General features: G+C 60.6%; 18 protein-coding genes. 1 reads left to right on the forward strand and 17 read right to left on the reverse strand.

The features are described 5' to 3' along the window. Positions 1–4: 4 nt before the first annotated feature. Positions 5–838 carry a peptidoglycan editing factor PgeF gene (gene pgeF, locus DAUD_RS07185; RefSeq protein WP_012302512.1) on the reverse strand — a complete coding sequence of 278 codons (834 nt, stop codon included), beginning with the start codon at positions 836–838 and terminating at the stop codon, positions 5–7. After that, complete coding sequence (locus DAUD_RS07190) at positions 819–2,393, reverse strand: MBL fold metallo-hydrolase RNA specificity domain-containing protein (RefSeq protein ID WP_012302513.1); 1,575 nt, start codon at positions 2,391–2,393, stop codon at positions 819–821. Before DAUD_RS07190 ends, pgeF begins: the two co-directional genes overlap by 20 nt. 316 nt (positions 2,394–2,709) lie before the next feature. Between DAUD_RS07190 and DAUD_RS07195 the strand changes: the two genes are divergently transcribed. Further along, the gene (locus DAUD_RS07195) at positions 2,710–2,922 is read left to right on the forward strand and encodes an FmdB family zinc ribbon protein (protein ID WP_012302514.1); all 213 of its coding nucleotides are present in this window, start codon (positions 2,710–2,712) and stop codon (positions 2,920–2,922) included. 77 nt (positions 2,923–2,999) lie between these two features. On the opposite strand, the gene DAUD_RS07200 is transcribed toward DAUD_RS07195, so the two are convergent. The 15 genes from DAUD_RS07200 to spoVE all read right to left on the reverse strand — a co-directional run bounded on the left by DAUD_RS07200 (position 3,000) and on the right by spoVE (position 16,509). Further along, positions 3,000–3,263, reverse strand: coding sequence for a YlmC/YmxH family sporulation protein (locus tag DAUD_RS07200; protein WP_012302515.1), 264 nt, complete (start codon positions 3,261–3,263; stop codon positions 3,000–3,002). 93 nt (positions 3,264–3,356) lie between these two features. Continuing rightward, a complete protein-coding gene (spoIIR, locus tag DAUD_RS07205; protein WP_012302516.1) occupies positions 3,357–3,995 on the reverse strand; it encodes a stage II sporulation protein R in 639 nt (212 codons plus the stop codon). A 27-nt stretch (positions 3,996–4,022) separates the two neighbouring features. After that, positions 4,023–4,790: an RNA polymerase sporulation sigma factor SigG gene (gene sigG, locus DAUD_RS07210; RefSeq protein WP_012302517.1), complete on the reverse strand. Its 768-nt coding sequence runs from the start codon at positions 4,788–4,790 to the stop codon at positions 4,023–4,025. Positions 4,791–4,958: 168 nt separating this feature from the next. Continuing rightward, positions 4,959–5,684, reverse strand: coding sequence for an RNA polymerase sporulation sigma factor SigE (sigE, locus tag DAUD_RS07215; RefSeq protein ID WP_012302518.1), 726 nt, complete (start codon positions 5,682–5,684; stop codon positions 4,959–4,961). Positions 5,685–5,699: 15 nt separating this feature from the next. Next, positions 5,700–6,620, reverse strand: coding sequence for a sigma-E processing peptidase SpoIIGA (gene spoIIGA, locus DAUD_RS07220; RefSeq protein ID WP_012302519.1), 921 nt, complete (start codon positions 6,618–6,620; stop codon positions 5,700–5,702). A 284-nt stretch (positions 6,621–6,904) separates the two neighbouring features. Continuing rightward, positions 6,905–7,957 (reverse strand): cell division protein FtsZ, encoded by a 1,053-nt coding sequence (gene ftsZ / locus DAUD_RS07225; RefSeq protein ID WP_012302520.1) that lies wholly within the window; start codon positions 7,955–7,957, stop codon positions 6,905–6,907. A 74-nt stretch (positions 7,958–8,031) separates the two neighbouring features. After that, positions 8,032–8,388, reverse strand: a complete 357-nt coding sequence (locus tag DAUD_RS07230) for a small basic family protein (protein WP_012302521.1) — start codon at positions 8,386–8,388, stop codon at positions 8,032–8,034. Between the two features lie 4 nt (positions 8,389–8,392). Further along, a complete protein-coding gene (locus tag DAUD_RS07235; RefSeq protein WP_012302522.1) occupies positions 8,393–9,097 on the reverse strand; it encodes a DUF881 domain-containing protein in 705 nt (234 codons plus the stop codon). 4 nt (positions 9,098–9,101) lie between these two features. Next, complete coding sequence (locus DAUD_RS07240) at positions 9,102–9,818, reverse strand: DUF881 domain-containing protein (RefSeq protein ID WP_012302523.1); 717 nt, start codon at positions 9,816–9,818, stop codon at positions 9,102–9,104. After that, positions 9,805–10,515, reverse strand: a complete 711-nt coding sequence (locus DAUD_RS07245) for a cell division protein FtsQ/DivIB (RefSeq protein ID WP_012302524.1) — start codon at positions 10,513–10,515, stop codon at positions 9,805–9,807. The genes DAUD_RS07240 and DAUD_RS07245 overlap by 14 nt, the downstream gene beginning before the upstream one ends. A gap of 76 nt (positions 10,516–10,591) precedes the next feature. After that, the gene (gene murA, locus DAUD_RS07250; protein ID WP_012302525.1) at positions 10,592–11,845 is read right to left on the reverse strand and encodes a UDP-N-acetylglucosamine 1-carboxyvinyltransferase; all 1,254 of its coding nucleotides are present in this window, start codon (positions 11,843–11,845) and stop codon (positions 10,592–10,594) included. A 13-nt stretch (positions 11,846–11,858) separates the two neighbouring features. Then, complete coding sequence (gene murB, locus DAUD_RS07255) at positions 11,859–12,761, reverse strand: UDP-N-acetylmuramate dehydrogenase (protein ID WP_012302526.1); 903 nt, start codon at positions 12,759–12,761, stop codon at positions 11,859–11,861. A 6-nt stretch (positions 12,762–12,767) separates the two neighbouring features. Next, on the reverse strand, positions 12,768–14,135 hold the full coding sequence (gene murC, locus DAUD_RS07260) for a UDP-N-acetylmuramate--L-alanine ligase (protein WP_012302527.1): 1,368 nt from the start codon (positions 14,133–14,135) through the stop codon (positions 12,768–12,770). A gap of 119 nt (positions 14,136–14,254) precedes the next feature. Continuing rightward, entirely contained in the window at positions 14,255–15,370 is a 1,116-nt protein-coding gene (gene murG / locus DAUD_RS07265) for an undecaprenyldiphospho-muramoylpentapeptide beta-N-acetylglucosaminyltransferase (protein WP_456298450.1), read from the reverse strand. Positions 15,371–15,405: 35 nt separating this feature from the next. Next, the gene (gene spoVE, locus DAUD_RS07270; protein WP_012302529.1) at positions 15,406–16,509 is read right to left on the reverse strand and encodes a stage V sporulation protein E; all 1,104 of its coding nucleotides are present in this window, start codon (positions 16,507–16,509) and stop codon (positions 15,406–15,408) included. Positions 16,510–16,528: the final 19 nt, after the last annotated feature.

Raw genomic sequence — 16,528 nt, forward strand, 5'->3', positions numbered from 1 at the left:
CTTTTCACTCCAGGGCCATTATTGCAGCCATCCGACCGGTCGTTCCCCGGGAAGCCCGGTGGGAAAAAAACTCTTCGGGGTGGCACGAAGTACACCACGGGGCCGTATGGATATGTTCGCCCCTGACGCCCGCCGCCTCCAGAATCCGCCTGTTGAGCAACGCGAGGTTGAGTCGCCCGCCCGCTCCGGGGTGGTGGCGGATGTCCGTCGAGGTACCGAATTCCCGGGCGAACATACCCGCCACCTCCGGACCCACCGTGTAGCAGCACGCCCCGATGGACGGGCCGATTCCGACCAGCAATCTTTCGGGAGAAGCGCCGAAACGTTCCCGCATCAGGCTGACGGCTCGGGCTGCGATCCGGCCCAGGGTCCCCCGCCAGCCGGCGTGCACCAAGGCGATCGCGGGCCGCACCGGATCGTAAAAGAAGAGCGGCACACAGTCACCGTAGAAAGTGACGAGCGGCACCCCCGGAATATCGGTGGCTAGGCCGTCGGCCCCGGGCACCGCCCCGTTCGGGTCAAGAGCCCCCCGGCCTCGGTCGGCCGCCCCCACCACCGCGATCTCCGTCCCGTGCACCTGGGCGCAGGCCACCAGGTCCCGGTGGTTCAACCCGAGCGCGTCACAGAAAAAGGCACGGTTTTTGAGCACTGTTTCCGGGTCGTCACCCACGTGGAGTCCCAGGTTCAACGTACTGTAGGGACCCCGGCTCCAGCCACCCCGGCGGCTGCTGAAGGCGGCCCGAACACCGCCCTCCCGCGCGAATCCGGGAACGGCATAGTAGACCAGCTCGCCGGCCCTTTGCGCCCGAAAACCCGAACTAGCTTTCGCTTCGTCCATTTTCGTCCCCCGCACCGCCGGCCAGATCGGCATCCAGGGCAACCAGTTTCTGTAACACGCGGTTGTATGCCTCCGGTTCGGGATGCATCTTCAGATACGCTTCCGTCCGGGTGCGCAAGCCGGAAAACACCTGCCACAGCCTTTCCTCCACCGTCCGCCCCGGACCCAGAATGACCGTCTCCTGCCATCCGGGCCGGTAAGCCTCAAACCCGGCCATCCCCAACAATTCCTGCAACGCCGCGACGGCGTTGGCTTCCCCGTGCACCAGGAAGATCCGGCGCGGGCGCACTTGGAATTTGGCCACCCACTCCAAAAGCATTTTCTGGTCGGCGTGGGCCGAGAACCCGTTCACGTTCACGATGTCGGCCTTGACCATGATGTCCTCACCAAAGAGCCTTACCCTCTGCGCCCCTTCCACCAGGTACCGGCCCAGGGTGCCCTCGGCCTGATATCCTACAAACAAAACGGTGGATTCCGGACGCCAGAGGTTGTGTTTCAAGTGGTGCCTGATCCGGCCGCCGTCACACATGCCGCTGCCAGCGATGATGATGTTCGGACCGGGCGACTCGTTCAGGGCCCGGGACTCTTCCACCGTCCGGGCTAACTTCAGGTGCGGCGCGCCCAGGGGATCGATCCCGCTGGCTACGAGATTACTCGTTTCCTCGTCGAAGCATTGCGGATACCGGCCGAAAACCCGGGTAATGGCCACGGCCAGGGGACTGTCCAGCCAGACGTCCACCGGCGGCAGTTCCCCGTTCCGGTCCAAGGTAAAAATATAGTAGATAAGGTCTTGGGTGCGCTCCACGGCGAAGGCGGGAATCAACAGGTTGCCGCCCTTGTTGTACGTATTCCAGATCGCCCTCTTCAGGGCTTCCCGGCCCGCCTCCTCGCTGGGCAGGTGCATCCGGTCCCCGTAGGTCGATTCCATGACCAGGTAATCGGCATCCAACACGCTGGTTGGATTGCGAACAAACGGCTTGCCCTGATTCCCCAGATCACCGGAGAAAACAAGCTTGGTTTCCCCCGCTGGTCCGGCGACCCGGACCTGGATCAGGGCACTGCCCAGGATGTGGCCGGCATCGCGGAAACAGCAGTCCACACCGTCGGCCAGAGTGATCGTCCGGTCGTAGTCGACCGGCGCGAAGTACTCGAGGCACCTGTAGGCGTCGTCCTCGGTGTAAATCGGTGAGAGCTGGGGCTGCCCCGACCGTTTGGCCTTTCGGTTTTTGAAGGCCACCTCTGATTCCTGGATAGAGCCGCTGTCCGGCAACAGCACGCGGCACAGTTCCACGGTACACCTGGTGGCCAGGATGCGGCCGCGGAACCCGTGCTTGACGAGTTTCGGCAAAAGTCCGCTGTGGTCGATGTGGGCGTGGGTCAACAGTACCAGATTGATACTGTCCGGGGCGAAGGGGAACGGTTCGTAGTTTCTTTTTCGAATTTCCTTGCGGCCCTGGAACAAGCCGCAGTCCACCAGGAGCCGCAGCTTGCCCGTGTCCAGCAGGAAACAGGACCCGGTAACCGTGTCGGTGGCACCGTAGAAAGTCAGACGCAACGCCGACGCGCCTCCCAACTGGTCTTCGACAACTGACTAGATTATAGCCGTTTATCCCGTTAGACAGCAACCGGATTCAGGGGGACATCACGACAGGGATAGTGGTGTCTTCAAACGGGCGTAAAAGAAGCCGGCCGCCGCTGTTTTCTGGACGACCCTTTACCCGCCGCGACCGGGGGACTTGCTCCTTTTTCCGGCCGCTACCTTGTCGCTTGCAGACACAGCTGACTTCCGGAAAAAGGTGCCTGTCTCCTTTGGACCTTGACAGCCGCAGGGCGGTAGGCTTAAGCTTAGGAACGAAAGGAGCGGTCTTATTGTGCCGGTATATGAATTTAGATGCCCCTGGTGTCAGAAGAAATTTGAGAAACTGTGCCGCCTCGGTGAAACCGGAGAGCACCTCGCCTGCCCGGAATGCGAGATTCCCGGCGCGGTCCGGATCGTTTCCGGGTTCAGTTCACCGGGCACGGAGGGCGGGAAGGGAGACGCCTGCGGGCCCTGCACCAAGTCCAGCTGTGCCGGGTGCCGTTGACGGGCGTCGTTTTGGGGGCATGGAGGGCAAAGGCAACGCCTGGTTGATCGGGGATTCGCTTTCCTATCCGCCGCCTGCTATCTGCGCGCCGGGAAGCGTTCGGTGTAATCGGGCACTTCTACCAGGATTACGTCCACTCCGATCTTGACGATCTTTTCCCAGGGGACTACGATTTCCTCGTCACGCCCAAAAAAGCCGAGTACCCGGGAGGAGCCGGCCAGGATGAGGGCGCTGATCCGCCCGTTGTCGAGGTCGATATCGATATCCTTGATCAACCCCATGCGCCGGCCGTCGATAACATTCACGATTTCGCGCATCCGGAGCTCGGACACCTTGAGCATCTGGATCACCCTGTAAATTATATGCCCCGTGCCGTCCGGAAGAACAAAAACCGCCCCGAACCGGGACGGCCCTGGATGCTTACTTGGGAGAGTCTAGGTCCGCTTCTCTTTTTCTTTGCCGTTCAGGTGCCCGGCCAGGTTCGCCGCAAAGGCCGTGGACCTTTCCCAAAGCTCGGCGGCTTTGAACCTGACTTCCAGCCGGTCGGGCCCGGCGGCGGCGAGAGCGCCTGCCGGGGTGTCAACCGGCCCCGCTTGGGGCTCGGCATTCACGAAGCAAAGCGGCGGGAAGAGCACGCACCACCAGTTCGCGCCGTTTCCGGCGCCGAGCGTGACCTGGACCGCCTGATACTCACCGGCGGCTAGGGTCAGGTCTCCATAAGTCCGGGTCGGAAACGGGAAGATGCCGTAACGCACCTCGACAGGATATTCCTTGCCGGCTTTTGCCACTTCCGCCTCACTGACCTGTTGGATCATGACCAGGTTTTCGCCGATCACCCGCCCGGCCTCCCGGGCGTCGCTCACCCCAAGCACGAGGGGACGTACATTTTCGACCACCGCCCCCCGTACCCGGTGCTTCAAAACCTGGTCGGCCTCATCGTCGCTGTTGGGCACGATGTGAATCCGGATCAGGTTGTCCTGGTTATATGCGATTACGGCCGCCTCCTGGTGCCAGTGCATCGCGACGGCTCCCGCCAACAGCGCGCCCACGATCATCAGCTTTGCTATATGCATTTCCACAACAGCACCTCACTTTGAGGGTCAGATGTATTTGCGCATGTGGCTTAAGGCCGCTTTTTCCAGCCTGGACACCTGCGCCTGGGAAATGCCGATTTCCTCGGCCACCTCCATTTGCGTCTTCCCCTCGAAAAACCGCAGGGTTAGAATGAGTTTTTCCCGTTCGTTCAGTTTGCGGATCGCGTCCCGGATCGCGATGTCCTCCAGCCAGTTGGCATCGGCGTTCCTTTCGTCTGAAACCTGATCCATCACAAAGATCGGGTCGCCGTCGTGGTAGATCGGTTCGAAAAGTGAGATCGGTTCCTGAATGGAGTCCAGGGCGAACACGATTTCCTCGCGGGGGATATTCAATTCTTGGGCGATCTCGCTCACCGACGGCTCGCGCGAAAACCGGTTGGCCAGGTTGTCCCGGATCTGGAGTGCCTTGTACGCCACGTCGCGCAAGGAACGCGAGACCCGGATGGGGTTGTTGTCCCGGAGGTAGCGTCTGATTTCGCCGATGATCATCGGCACGGCGTAGGTGGAGAACTTGACGTTCTGGCCCAGGTCAAAGTTGTCAATCGCCTTGATCAAGCCGATACAGCCGACCTGGAACAGGTCGTCCACAAACTCACCGCGGTTGGTGAACCTTTGGATCACGCTCAAGACCAGCCTGAGGTTGCCGTTGATGAGTTTGGACCGGGCCGAGGGATCTCCGGCTTGCATCTCCTGGAACAACTGCCGCATTTCAGCGGCGGTCAAGACGGGGAGCTTGGATGTATTGACCCCGCAAATCTCCACCTTGTTGACCACAACCCGGCCTCCCTACATTATTTGATTGTCCTCATTATTGCCGTGTCCGAATGCGTTTATACCCGCGCCGCGGCCCGCCCGGCCGCCTGGCGGCCAGAAAAAACCAACGCCCCGGTCGGCACCGGAGCAGGTCTTGTTTGACTGATTGGCGGGCTTGGGAGGTCTTTCTTACCCGAAGCGGTAGATTTCTTTCTTGAGGCGGTTGATGATCCGTTTTTCGAGGCGCGAGATGTAGGACTGGGAGATGCCCAGCAGGTCGGCCACTTCTTTCTGCGTCTTTTCTTCACCGTTGTTCAGGCCGAAGCGCAGTTCCATGATCTTGCGTTCACGCTGGGACAGCTTCTGGAGAGCCAAGCGGAGTAACTTGTGATCCACTTCCATCTCCAGGTCTTTATAGATGATGTCGGAGTCGGTGCCCAACACGTCCGAAAGCAAGAGTTCGTTGCCGTCCCAGTCTATGTTCAGCGGTTCCTCGAAGGAGATTTCCCCGCGGACCTTGCTGTTGCGGCGCAGGTACATCAGAATCTCGTTTTCGATGCAGCGTGAAGCATAGGTGGCCAGCTTGATTCGTTTCCGGGGGTCGAAGGTGTTTACGGCCTTGATCAGGCCGATGGTGCCGATTGAAACCATATCCTCGATGCCGACACCGGTGCTCTCAAACTTGCGCGCGATATACACCACCAGGCGTAGGTTGCGCTCGATCAGGGTGCTGCGCACCCCGTGGTCGCCGGCCTCCAGACGGCTGATCAACCCCGTCTCCTCGTCCACCGTGAGCGGTGGCGGCAATGTCTCGCTGCTGCCGACATAGTGACCCTCGGGATGATAACCGACGCTCCGCAGGAGCCTGACCGCCAGTAATCGCAGGTAAAGCCTGATTTGCCAGGCTTGACGCACACTGATCCCCCCTTGTCAGAGTCCGGCTGCTGTCTCCAGAAGCCGCGGATTGACGAGCGCCCGGTAGGTGGCTTCCGGACACAATTGCCGCTGGTATACCCCGACCACCACTTTTCGGACCCGGATGTTTTCTGAACCATACAAGATTTCCACCTCGTCCGGCCGGAAGCCCAGCAACAAACCGCTGCTGCGCCCCAGGGACTGGAAGGGTATCACCCTGAGCCTGCCGGCCCACCGGCTATTGCCCAGGCTCTCCAGCACTTTGGCGAAATCCGGTTCTTCGCCGGCTTCGAAGGCCGAGCACAATTCGGCGGGCAAAAGCTCTCGCACCGCGTTGAACTCCACCACCAGCACCGGGTGATTGGTCAGCGGGTCGGAGAGCTGGTTGCCGGTATCGAGCAGGGCGTTCACAGAGAGGCTTCTTCCGCAGGTATGAATGCGCACCGGAATGTGAAAAAGCCCTTTCAATCGTCGGCGTTTTAGAAAAGCACCCCCGGTGCGTCCCACCAGCCACACTACCGCCAAGGCGGTCACCACGGCCGGCCAGAAATAGCCCCGGGGCACCTCCAGGAAACCGGACGGTCCGCTCAACCCGCCGCTCCCCAAAAAGTAGGTCAGTCCGAACACCAATCCCCCCAAGCCGAATGAGGCCAGGTAGAAAATGGCGAAGCAGGCCCCCAGCTTGCGGACCGGCTGCGGGTAGAACGCGGCGGCCAGCATCAGCAGGGAAACGCCGACCTTGGCCGGGATTCCCGCCACCCAGGCCGGAACCGGGAAAAACAATACTACGGCGTAGGCGGCGCCGAGCGCGGCGGCGCTCAGAAGCCGCCGGAAGGTCGTGGGGACCAGGGCAAACCGGGCGGTGAACCAGAGGATGGCGAAGTTCATAAGCACGTTGCCCAAGAGGACCTCGTCCAGGTAAACGGTGTACACCACGCACGCCGCACCTCGCCCCCAATCCCTACCACTTTATATGACCCGGACCGGGGATTATGCCAAAAACAAAACCCCGGTTCCTATTATAGCAACCGGGGCTGGAAAAACCTGTAAAACAGTGGTCCGGCGTTCAGTTTTTTCTCGACGGTATCGGCTATTCCAAATCAGGAAGCAAGTAAAAGGCCCAAGAACCGAAGAATCCCGAAGCGCTCCCCTGTTTCCTTACTCCCACATTCCGTGGTGATGCTTCTGGTCCCCATTCCCCTGACCTGTCTGCTGCCCCCTCAGCGTCTCCGCAAAAACTCGGGAATATCCAGATCCTCATGACTGGTAAAAGGCCGCAGTTCATCCTCGGGTGCCGCGGCGGCGACCTGCCGCGCCGTTTCCACCTCAAAACCAGTGGCGATGACCGTCACCCGGACCTCGTCATTCATTGCTTCGTCGATGACGGCCCCGAAGATAATGTTCGCCTCCGGATCCACCGCCTGGGCGATGATCTCGGCTGCTTCATTGACTTCAAACAGCCCCAGCGAACTGCCGCCGGTGATGTTCAAAAGCACTCCGCGCGCTCCATCCACCGAGGTCTCCAGGAGCGGGCTGGAGATCGCCATCCGGGCCGCCTCCGCCGCCCGGTTGTCGCCGGTCGCCGTACCGATGCCCATCAGGGCCGATCCCGTTTCCTTCATAATTGTCTTTACATCAGCGAAGTCCAGGTTGATGAGCCCCGGTACCGCAATCAGGTCCGAAATCCCTTGGACCCCCTGTCTCAGAACGTCGTCGGCGATACGGAAGGCCTCAATAATCGACGTGTTCTTTTCTATCACCTGCAAGAGCTTATCGTTCGGAATCGTGATCAGGGTGTCCACCCGGGTCCTGAGATTCTCAATCCCCACATTGGCCTGCTGATACCGTTTCCGGCCTTCAAAGGTGAAGGGGCGGGTGACCACGCCCACCGTGAGCGCTCCCAACTCCCGGGCCACCTCGGCCACAATGGGCGCCCCGCCGGTACCGGTACCCCCACCCATACCTGCGGTAACAAACACCATGTCCGCGCCCTTCAAGCCCTGGACCAACTCGTTCCGGCTCTCCTCAGCCGCTTTCTGCCCGATCTCGGGGTTGCCCCCCGCTCCCAAGCCTTTGGTGAGCTTGGTCCCGATCTGGATCTTATAGTTACACAGAGATACGGCCAGTACTTGTGCGTCTGTATTGATGGCGATGAACTCCACGCCTTTAAGTCCCGCGCTGATCATCCGGTTCACGGCGTTATTACCGCCTCCGCCGACACCCACTACCTTGATGTTGGCAAAACTGTTAGTTTCCAGTTCTAGTTCTATCACGCGGCTCCCCCTTTCGCACGCGCGGCGTACGGTTCTAGTCAACCTAAGATTCAACGCACACGCAAAAATTCCCTTTAAGCGGCTTCATTTTTTCTGCCAACCACGTACCGGCGGATGATGCCCAGGTTTTGAAAGAGGCGTACACCAAAGGCGACCACCGCGGCGATGTAGATGTCCACCCCAAGCCGGTCTCCGATAAACACCAGGAGTGCCGCCATGAGGGCGTTACCTACAAAACCCGACAGGAACACGATGTTGTCGAACTTCTCTTCCATGGCGGCCCTGATTCCGCCGAACACCGAGTCCAGTGCGGCCAGGATGGCAATTCCCAGGTACTTGGCGTATGCCGCCGGCAAGAACACGGGGAGGTTCAGCCCGATTCCGAAACCGATAATTAAACCGATCACCGCCAGCCAGACGCTAACCCACACGCGACTACACTCCTTCTCTTAATGGTCGGGCGTATTCCAGGCGGGGGCGGCCCTGGTACGCTGGCAGCACCAGTTCATCCCTGGTTTCAATGACCACGTCGATCCCCCACTCCCGCAGGGTTTCGGCCAGCCCCCCTGGAAACTCCAGTGCTTTGACCAAGTCGTCGGGGTTACCGATCGCCTGGATCCGGTAGGGAGTAGAAATGCGCTCCTGGTTGACATTGATGAACGGTCCCGCCTGCCGGATCTCACTGGTGGCGGTCAGCCTCTGGTCATTGACCGCGATCGCCTCCGCTCCGGCCGCGCGAAGTTCATTCACCACGCGCAGGAGGTCTTCGTCACGCATCGCAAACAGAATACCCCCGGGTCGGTCGATACCGGCGGCGTTCTCCAGGTGAAGCTCCACACCGGGCCCGGCAACTCTGGTCAGGCCGGCCAGAACCATATGCTTTTCAATCTCGGCACGCAGGGCGGACTCAGCCTGTTCATTGCCCTGACGGGCGGTTTGCACCTTATCCTCCATTTCCCGGACCTCCGCCCTCAGGCTCTCTTTTTCCTGAGTCAGTTCCTTCAACTCCGCCGTCAGGATCCGGCCGCGGTCACCCGGGGGCAGCGGCGGTTCCGGAAGCTCAAGCAGCCGTACCTGGAATCCCACCAGGAGACCCAGGAGCAGTCCCACCACGGCAATGGATATGTATCCAGGGTGCAAAGCCTCAAGACCCCCCTTCCTGGAAGAGCGGGCGCGCATACTTGAAGGCGGTCGGCCCGGTATACGCCGGCACCACGGCCTCCGCCACCCGGCGTACCGATACCTGGATACCCCAGTACTTTAGGGTATCCATCACGCCGTCCCGCATTTCCAGCGCCGATATCATCGTGTCCTGGTTCCCGATCGCCGTGATCACGTATGGGGGGGTCAGCCGCTTGGTTTTGTTTACCCGGACGGCCGGACCGATGCACAGGACCTCGCTCGTGGCCACGATCCGTTCCCCGTTGATCGCCAGCGCCTCCGCTCCGGCGGCGCGCAATTCGTTTAACACCCTCACCAAGTCCTCATCGTGCAGAACGTAGAAGTTCGGGTTCTGTCCCGACTGTGAAGGCAGACTGCTGTCACTCAAAATTACCTCGATCCCCGGTCCGGTCACCGACAGCATGCCGGACTGGATGCGCACCGTCTCCAGTTCGGTACGCAGGCGCTCATGTTGCGACTCCCCGGCCACCTGGTCTAACTCTTTCCGCAGTTCACGGATCCGAACCCGCAAGGCGTCCCGCTCCGAACGGGTCGCCTCCACCTCCTGGGCCAACTGCTCGATCCGTTTAACGGTGGTGGTCTGAACCTTTTCCTGTTGCACCCGGAACTGGGTGGAAAGCATCAAGCCCAGGACGAGGCCGACGATAATCAGGGCCCAGTGAAACTTACTCTTCAACATCGCCGCCACCTCCGGCATACTTCACCACAGGCTTGTCAGGTTCGGAAAGGTCGATGTACTCCACTTTCCGGCCGTCATCCCGGACCAAAGCCAGCACTTCCAGCAACAGCACACCCTTTTGTTCCAAACGTTCCAACTGCCCCAGGCGAATTTCAATTCCGTCAAAGGTGTACAGGATAAGCCGGAGATCATTTCCAAACCAGACTTCCGAAAGACCGGCCACCACTTCTTTCGGCAGTTTTTCGACGGCCTCCAGGGTTCGCTGCAAGTTGGGATTCCCGAACTGAACTCCTGTGATTACGGGTAGTCCGTCCCATCCCTTCCCTTTCTTACGCACCGGAACCCCTTCCACATCCACCTCCCAAAATTCCCCGTGGATGTTTAGCAGGGCTACCGGCACCCTTTCCTCCACAATGATCCGGACCGTCGAAGGAAACTCCCGGACCAATTCCGCTTTCCGGATTGCAGGCAGTGCTTCCAGGCGGTCTTCGGCCTCCCTCGTCTGAGCCTGGAAGATGTTGGTCCCGGGCACGATTCCACTGGCGGAACGGATCTCCTCGGCCTGCAGGTGCAGGTTGCCCTCCACCGTGATGGTATCGATCTCAAACAGCGGCGAACTAACGAGAATGAACCCTGCAACGAGAATGATGATCGAAAAAATAATAGTCTCCCACCAGTTGAGCCTGGGTCCCGGCACGGTTCAAACCCCCTGAATACGATATTATAACTCCGTTACCGGGACTTGTCCAAATCTTAACCAAATAAAGGGCGGGCTATGCCCGCGCCCTTATGATCTCTGCTCCCAAATTACGGTATTTTTCTTCCAGTTTCTCGTAACCCCGGTCGATGTGCTCGATCTGTTCCACGACGGTGGTGTTCTCGGCACCGAGCCCGGCAAGTACCAGTGCTGCCCCCGCCCGCAGGTCGGAAGCTTCCACGAGGGCCCCACTCAAGCTCTTTTTGCCCTTGATGATCGCCGTGTTGCCTTCGAGACGGATGTCCGCCCCCAGACGCCTAAGTTCGGAAACGTGTTTGAAACGGTTCTCGAAAATGGTTTCGGTCACCGTGGACGTCCCGTCAGCCAGACTCAGCAGGGCCACGAACTGGGGCTGCATGTCGGTGGGGAAACCGGGGTAAGGCAGCGTCCTGACATCTATGGCCCTCAGCCGCTCGGGGCAGCGGATGTGTACGGCGTCCCCGGTCACCTCAAATTCGGCTCCGGCCTCCCGGAGTTTGGCCAGGACCGGTTCCACGTGTTCCGGGATGATGCTCTCCACCGTCACCTCGCCCCCGGTAATAGCGGCGGCCACCAGGTAGGTGCCGGCCTCGATCCGGTCGGGTATCACCGTGTGCCGACAGGGATTAAGGCTTTCCACTCCTTCGATGCGGATCACATCGGTGCCCGCCCCGCTGATCTTCGCGCCCATCTGGTTCAGGTAGCTCTGCAAATCCACGACTTCGGGCTCCCGGGCCGCGTTCCGCAAGGTGGTCCGGCCACGGGCCAGGCTTGCGGCCATCATAATGTTTTCGGTGGCGCCCACGCTGGGCACATCAAGATAGATGTCGGCGCCGACAAGCCGTGCGGCGTCAGCCTTGATGAAGCCTGCCCGTTCCTCGATCCTGGCTCCTAGGGCACGCATTCCCCGCAGGTGTAGGTCCATAGGCCGGGAGCCGATGTTGCAGCCCCCGGGCTGTGAAATGAGCACGGTGCGGAACCGTCCGAGAAGCGGGCCGAGCACCAGGTTGGAGGCGCGCATTTTGCGCATCAAGTCCTCACCGATTTCCCGGGACGCCACGTTGCGATTGTCGATCCTGAGACAGTGGTCCTCCCGGTTGATGCGGGCCCCGAGGTACTCCAGAAGCTCGACCATCACCTCTACATCCTGCAGATTGGGCACATTTTTGATGAAGGACTCTCCCCCGTACAAAAGGCTGGCCCCCAAAATCGGGAGTACGGCATTTTTGGCACCGCTGACCGTAATGGTCCCTTTAAGGCGGTTTCCCCCCTTGATGATAATACGCTCCATATGTCACCCCGCCTTAGAAATCACCCATCAAATTCACCTCTAGTCCCAACTCGATCCCGAATTTATCACCTACTAACTGGCGGACCTGCCTGATCAACTCCATAATGTCCCGTGCCGTGGCTCCGCCCGTATTTAACACGAAATTCGCGTGCTTGTATGATACTTCGGCGCCCCCCACCCGCAGGCCTTTGCCGCCCGCGGCCTCAATCAGCCGCCCGGCCGAATCACCCGGCGGATTCTTGAATACGCAACCCGCACTCGGCTGCTCAAGCGGCTGGGTTTCCCGGCGCCGGTTCAAAAACCGCTCGATTTCGCGGCCGATTTCGTCCCTGTCTTTCGGAAAACACCGCAAGGCCACCGCAGTAACGATTTCCTTTCCGGCCTGGATATTGCTCCACCGGTATCGGAAACCGAGTTCGCCTGCCGACCGCCGCTGGACTGTTCCCGAACGGTCGACCATCGTTACCTCTTCCACCCGGTCACCCATGCACAGTCCGTTGGCACCGGCGTTCATTACCACCGCCCCGCCCAACGAAGCCGGAATTCCGGCCATAAATTCCAGTCCCCCCAGACCGGACTCCCACGCCGTCCTGAGCAAACGGGAAAGCCTGACTCCACCCTGTGCCAGAATTACGTTCCCGTCGAGCACCACCCGGTCCATACCGGAACCCATCCGGACCACGACCCCCCGCAAGCCCGCGTCACTTACCAGCAGGTTGGAGCCGTTGCCCATCACGGTCAGCGGCAGCCCCCGCTCGGCGGTGAAACGCAGCACGAACTGCAGGTCTTCAATTACGGCTGGCTCCACGAAATAATCGGCCGGACCGCCGACCCGCCAGGTGGTGTGGGCCCCTAGCATCTCGCCGACGCGGATCGAACCTCGGATCCCTGCTTTCAGGTCCAGGTAAACTTCCATAAAATATTAACCCCCCAGGATCTGGAGCAGCGCCCGCCCACTCTTCCAGATGTCCCCGGCGCCCAGGGTGATCACCAGGTCGCCCTCCCGGACCACCGACGCCAGGTGGGCCACCAACTCGTCCTGCTCTTCAAACAGTAAGGGTTCGACCCGCTGCTGCTTCTGAATCTCGTCTCTGATCAACCGGGCGGTCACGCCCGGAATTGGTTTTTCCCCGGCCGGGTAAATCCTGCTTAAAAGCACCTGGTCGGCGGCCGTGAAGGCCTTGCCGAACTCCGCGTGCAGGAACTTGGTGCGCGTATAGCGGTGCGGCTGAAACACGGCGATCAGGCGCTTCGGCCTGGTCTGGCGCGCTGCTTCCAGCGTGGCTTTGATTTCCGTGGGGTGGTGGGCGTAGTCATCAACCACCCGCACCCCCCGGCTCTCCCCTACGAGTTCGAACCGCCGCCGGACTCCCCGGAAGTCCCTAAGTGCCCGGGCAATCTCCGGAAACTCCAATCCCAGGTGCCGGCCCACGGCCACCACCGCCAACGCGTTCAAAAGGTTGTGACGGCCCGGAATGGTCAGTTCGAACCGGCCCAGAAGCTCCCGTCTCCAGTAAACCTCGGCGCTTGAAACTGCACAGTTCAGGTGGAATCCGGCCAGACGGTAGTCGGCATCGGGCGCACAGCCGTAGGTAATGACCGGAAAAGGCAACTCATGCGCCATCTGCCGTAGAAAGGGGTCGTCATAGTTTAAGACGGCCACCCCATCCCGCGGCACTTTGAAGATAAACTCCCGGAAGGCCCTCCGAATGGCATCCACCGTCCGGTAGTAGTCCAGGTGATCGTCCTCCACGTTCGTGACGATCACAATGGAAGGGTGAAGGAGGGAAAAAGACCCGTCACTTTCGTCGGCCTCTGCGACCAGATACTCCCCGCCGCCCGCTTTGGCGTTTCCGAAGCCGTTCATTTCGCCACCGATAATCACCGTGGGGTCCAATCCCGTCCGTTCCAGCAGGAAGGCCACCAGTGAGGTAGTGGTGGTCTTACCGTGGGCTCCGGCGACCGCGATCCCCTTCCACTGGTGCATCAGACGCCCCAACATCTCCGCCCGGGGGATAACGGGCAGGCCCCGTTTGCGCGCAATCACCAGTTCCGGATTGTCGGGCGGTATGGCGGACGAATACACCACCAGTTCGGCTGCGCCCACATGAGACGGGGAATGCCCGTAGAAAACCCGGGCCCCCAGCATCTGCAACTTGTCGGTGACTTCCGACTTCTTGAGGTCCGAGCCGCTTACCATGTACCCGTGGTCCAGAAGCACCATGGCGATACCACTCATTCCAGCCCCGCCGATACCGACGAAATGTACGCGTTCGGGTGTTAGAGGCATATAAACTTGCTCCTTCCTCCAGGGCGTCTGTTCTTTGTATACTATGCGTACTCCAGACAGGGTGTTACGTTAGCCTGTCCGGGACCGTAAGAATTCAATGCCGTGTGAACATGTTTCAATTATCTCGTTCCTTTTCCTGCAAGCTTCTCGATGATGTCGAGAATACTGTCCAGTGCGCGCGGTTTACCCAGGGCTTTGCTGGCCTGACGCATCGCTGCCAGTTTCCGGGGGTCGTTCCAAAGGGCGGCGACCGCGGCCAGAAGACCCTGTCCGGTCAATTCCCGGTCCAGAATCAATACCGCCGCACCCCGCTCGGAAAGTGCCCGGGCGTTGTACTCCTGGTGGTTTCCGGTGGCGAACGGATAAGGCACCAGAATGCTCGGGAGCCCGAGCGCCGTGAGTTCCGCGATGGTCGAAGCGCCGGACCGGCAGATCACCAGGTCCGCCGCGCCCAGGAGGGCGGCGATTTCGTGGAAGTAGGGGGCGACCACAATGTTGCCGGGCGCCTTCGCCGTGGAGCCGGTACCCTTCAACAGCGGGGCGAACTCGTCGTATCCGGCCGTTCCGGTGGCGTGAAACAACCGTACACCGGGGTGTTCACGGAAGGCCTGTACAACCGGTATCATGGCCTGATTGAGGCTCCTGGCACCACGACTGCCCCCGAAGGACAGCAGCACGAAGGCGTGGTCCGGAATGCCCAGGTGCCTGCGCGCCTGTTCCCGGCGCGTGTTTAGGATTTCCGGCCGTACCGGCAGACCCGTGAGAATGATCCGGGCCCGGGCCGGAAAGTGCCCGGCGGCCTCCACAAAGGTCACCGCCGTACGGCTGGCATAGCGGGACAGCATCCGATTGGTCAGACCGGGCAAGGCATTCTGCTCGTGAATCAGGGTCTTGATCCCCCGCAGCGCCGCGGCCAGCACCACCGGTCCGCACACGTAACCGCCGGTGCCCACCACCACTTGCGGGCGGAAGCGGCGCATCAGGGACAACGACGCCCCCAGGCCGCGCCCCGCCCGCAGCACCGCCGCCAGGTTCGTGGGGCTTAAACCCCGCTTTAATCCTGCCGCCGGAATGGCGTGAAACGGCAAGCCCGTGCGCGGGACGATTTCAGTTTCCAGTCCCCGGCTTGTCCCGACGTAGAGCAGGTCGGCGTCAGGATGACGCCGCTTGATTCCCTCCGCAATCGCCAGCGCCGGGTAGATGTGGCCGCCGGTACCGCCTCCGGCAATAATCACGCGCAAAAAGCCCAGACCTCACTTCGTGGTGTTATTCACTTAGCAGTGGCATACTTGGAAATATTCAGCAAGATTCCCACGCCGATCAGGGAAAAAACAAGGGAGTTGCCCCCGAAACTGATAAAAGGCAGTGTAATCCCAGTTACCGGCATGCTCCCGGTGACCACCCCGATGTTAATGATGGCCTGCAAGGAAATACCCACCGTCAACCCGGTGGCCATGAGGCTGGAAAAAGCATCGGGCGCGGAAACCGCGATCCTCAACCCCCGCCACACGAAGACCGCAAAAAGACAGATGATTAGAAAGGCCCCGATGAAACCCAATTCCTCGCCCACCACCGCGAAAATGAAGTCGGTGTGTTGCGCGGGCAGGTACAGGAATTTTTGCTTGCCCTGACCGAGACCGGTGCCGAAGAGCCCGCCCGAGCCCAGGGCGTAAAGCGACTGGATGATGTGGAACCCGCTGCCCTGCGGGTCCTGCCAGGGATCCAGGAAGGCAAACAGCCGCTGCAGCCGGTACGGGGCGACGGCGATGGCCACTCCGACACCTGCCAGGCCGACCACACCGAGGCCCGCCAATACACTGAGCCGGGCTCCGGCCGCAAAGAACATCATGAAGATGGTCCCAGCCAGGGTAACCGCAGTGCCCAGGTCGGGCTGGAGCAGGATCAGGCCGCAAGCGGCCCCCAGCATGACCAGGAACGGGAGAAGTCCACGGGTAAAATTCTGCACCAGCTCGCCCTTCCGGCTCAGGCCGTAAGCGGTGAACACAACGAGGCACAGCTTTATGAACTCGGACGGCTGGAAGGTGACCGGGCCGACCCCGATCCACCGCCGCGCCCCGTACGCCTCCATTCCGATCCCCGGGATGACCACCAGGATCAGCAGGACAAAGGCCGCGGCAAGCATCGGCAGAGCCCAGCGCCGCCAGTTCCAGTAGTCCCAGTTCATAACCAGGAACATCGCCGTCAGGCCGATCAGGGCCCAGAGCAGTTGACGCTTAAAGTAATAGAAACTGTCGTTGTAGTGCACGAGAGAGCTGTATTCGCTGGCGCTCAAGATCATGACCAGGCCGATGCTCAACATCATGAACACGGTCAGGAAAAGCAGGAAATCAGGCGCCCGGCTGGTTTTCGGCAACTAACCCGCCTCCCTTGCC

Origin of the sequence: Candidatus Desulforudis audaxviator MP104C (genome assembly GCF_000018425.1) — a bacterium.
GTDB lineage: Bacteria > Bacillota > Desulfotomaculia > Desulfotomaculales > Desulforudaceae > Desulforudis > Desulforudis audaxviator.

Coding starts and splice junctions, on each gene's coding strand:
- pgeF (WP_012302512.1), bottom strand. CDS start 838: ATGGACGAAGCGAAAGCTAGTTCGGGTTTTCGGGCGCAAAGGGCCGGC.
- DAUD_RS07200 (WP_012302515.1), bottom strand. CDS start 3,263: ATGCTCAAGGTGTCCGAGCTCCGGATGCGCGAAATCGTGAATGTTATC.
- spoIIR (WP_012302516.1), bottom strand. CDS start 3,995: ATGCATATAGCAAAGCTGATGATCGTGGGCGCGCTGTTGGCGGGAGCC.
- DAUD_RS07240 (WP_012302523.1), bottom strand. CDS start 9,818: ATGTTGAAGAGTAAGTTTCACTGGGCCCTGATTATCGTCGGCCTCGTC.
- murA (WP_012302525.1), bottom strand. CDS start 11,845: ATGGAGCGTATTATCATCAAGGGGGGAAACCGCCTTAAAGGGACCATT.
- murB (WP_012302526.1), bottom strand. CDS start 12,761: ATGGAAGTTTACCTGGACCTGAAAGCAGGGATCCGAGGTTCGATCCGC.
- murC (WP_012302527.1), bottom strand. CDS start 14,135: ATGCCTCTAACACCCGAACGCGTACATTTCGTCGGTATCGGCGGGGCT.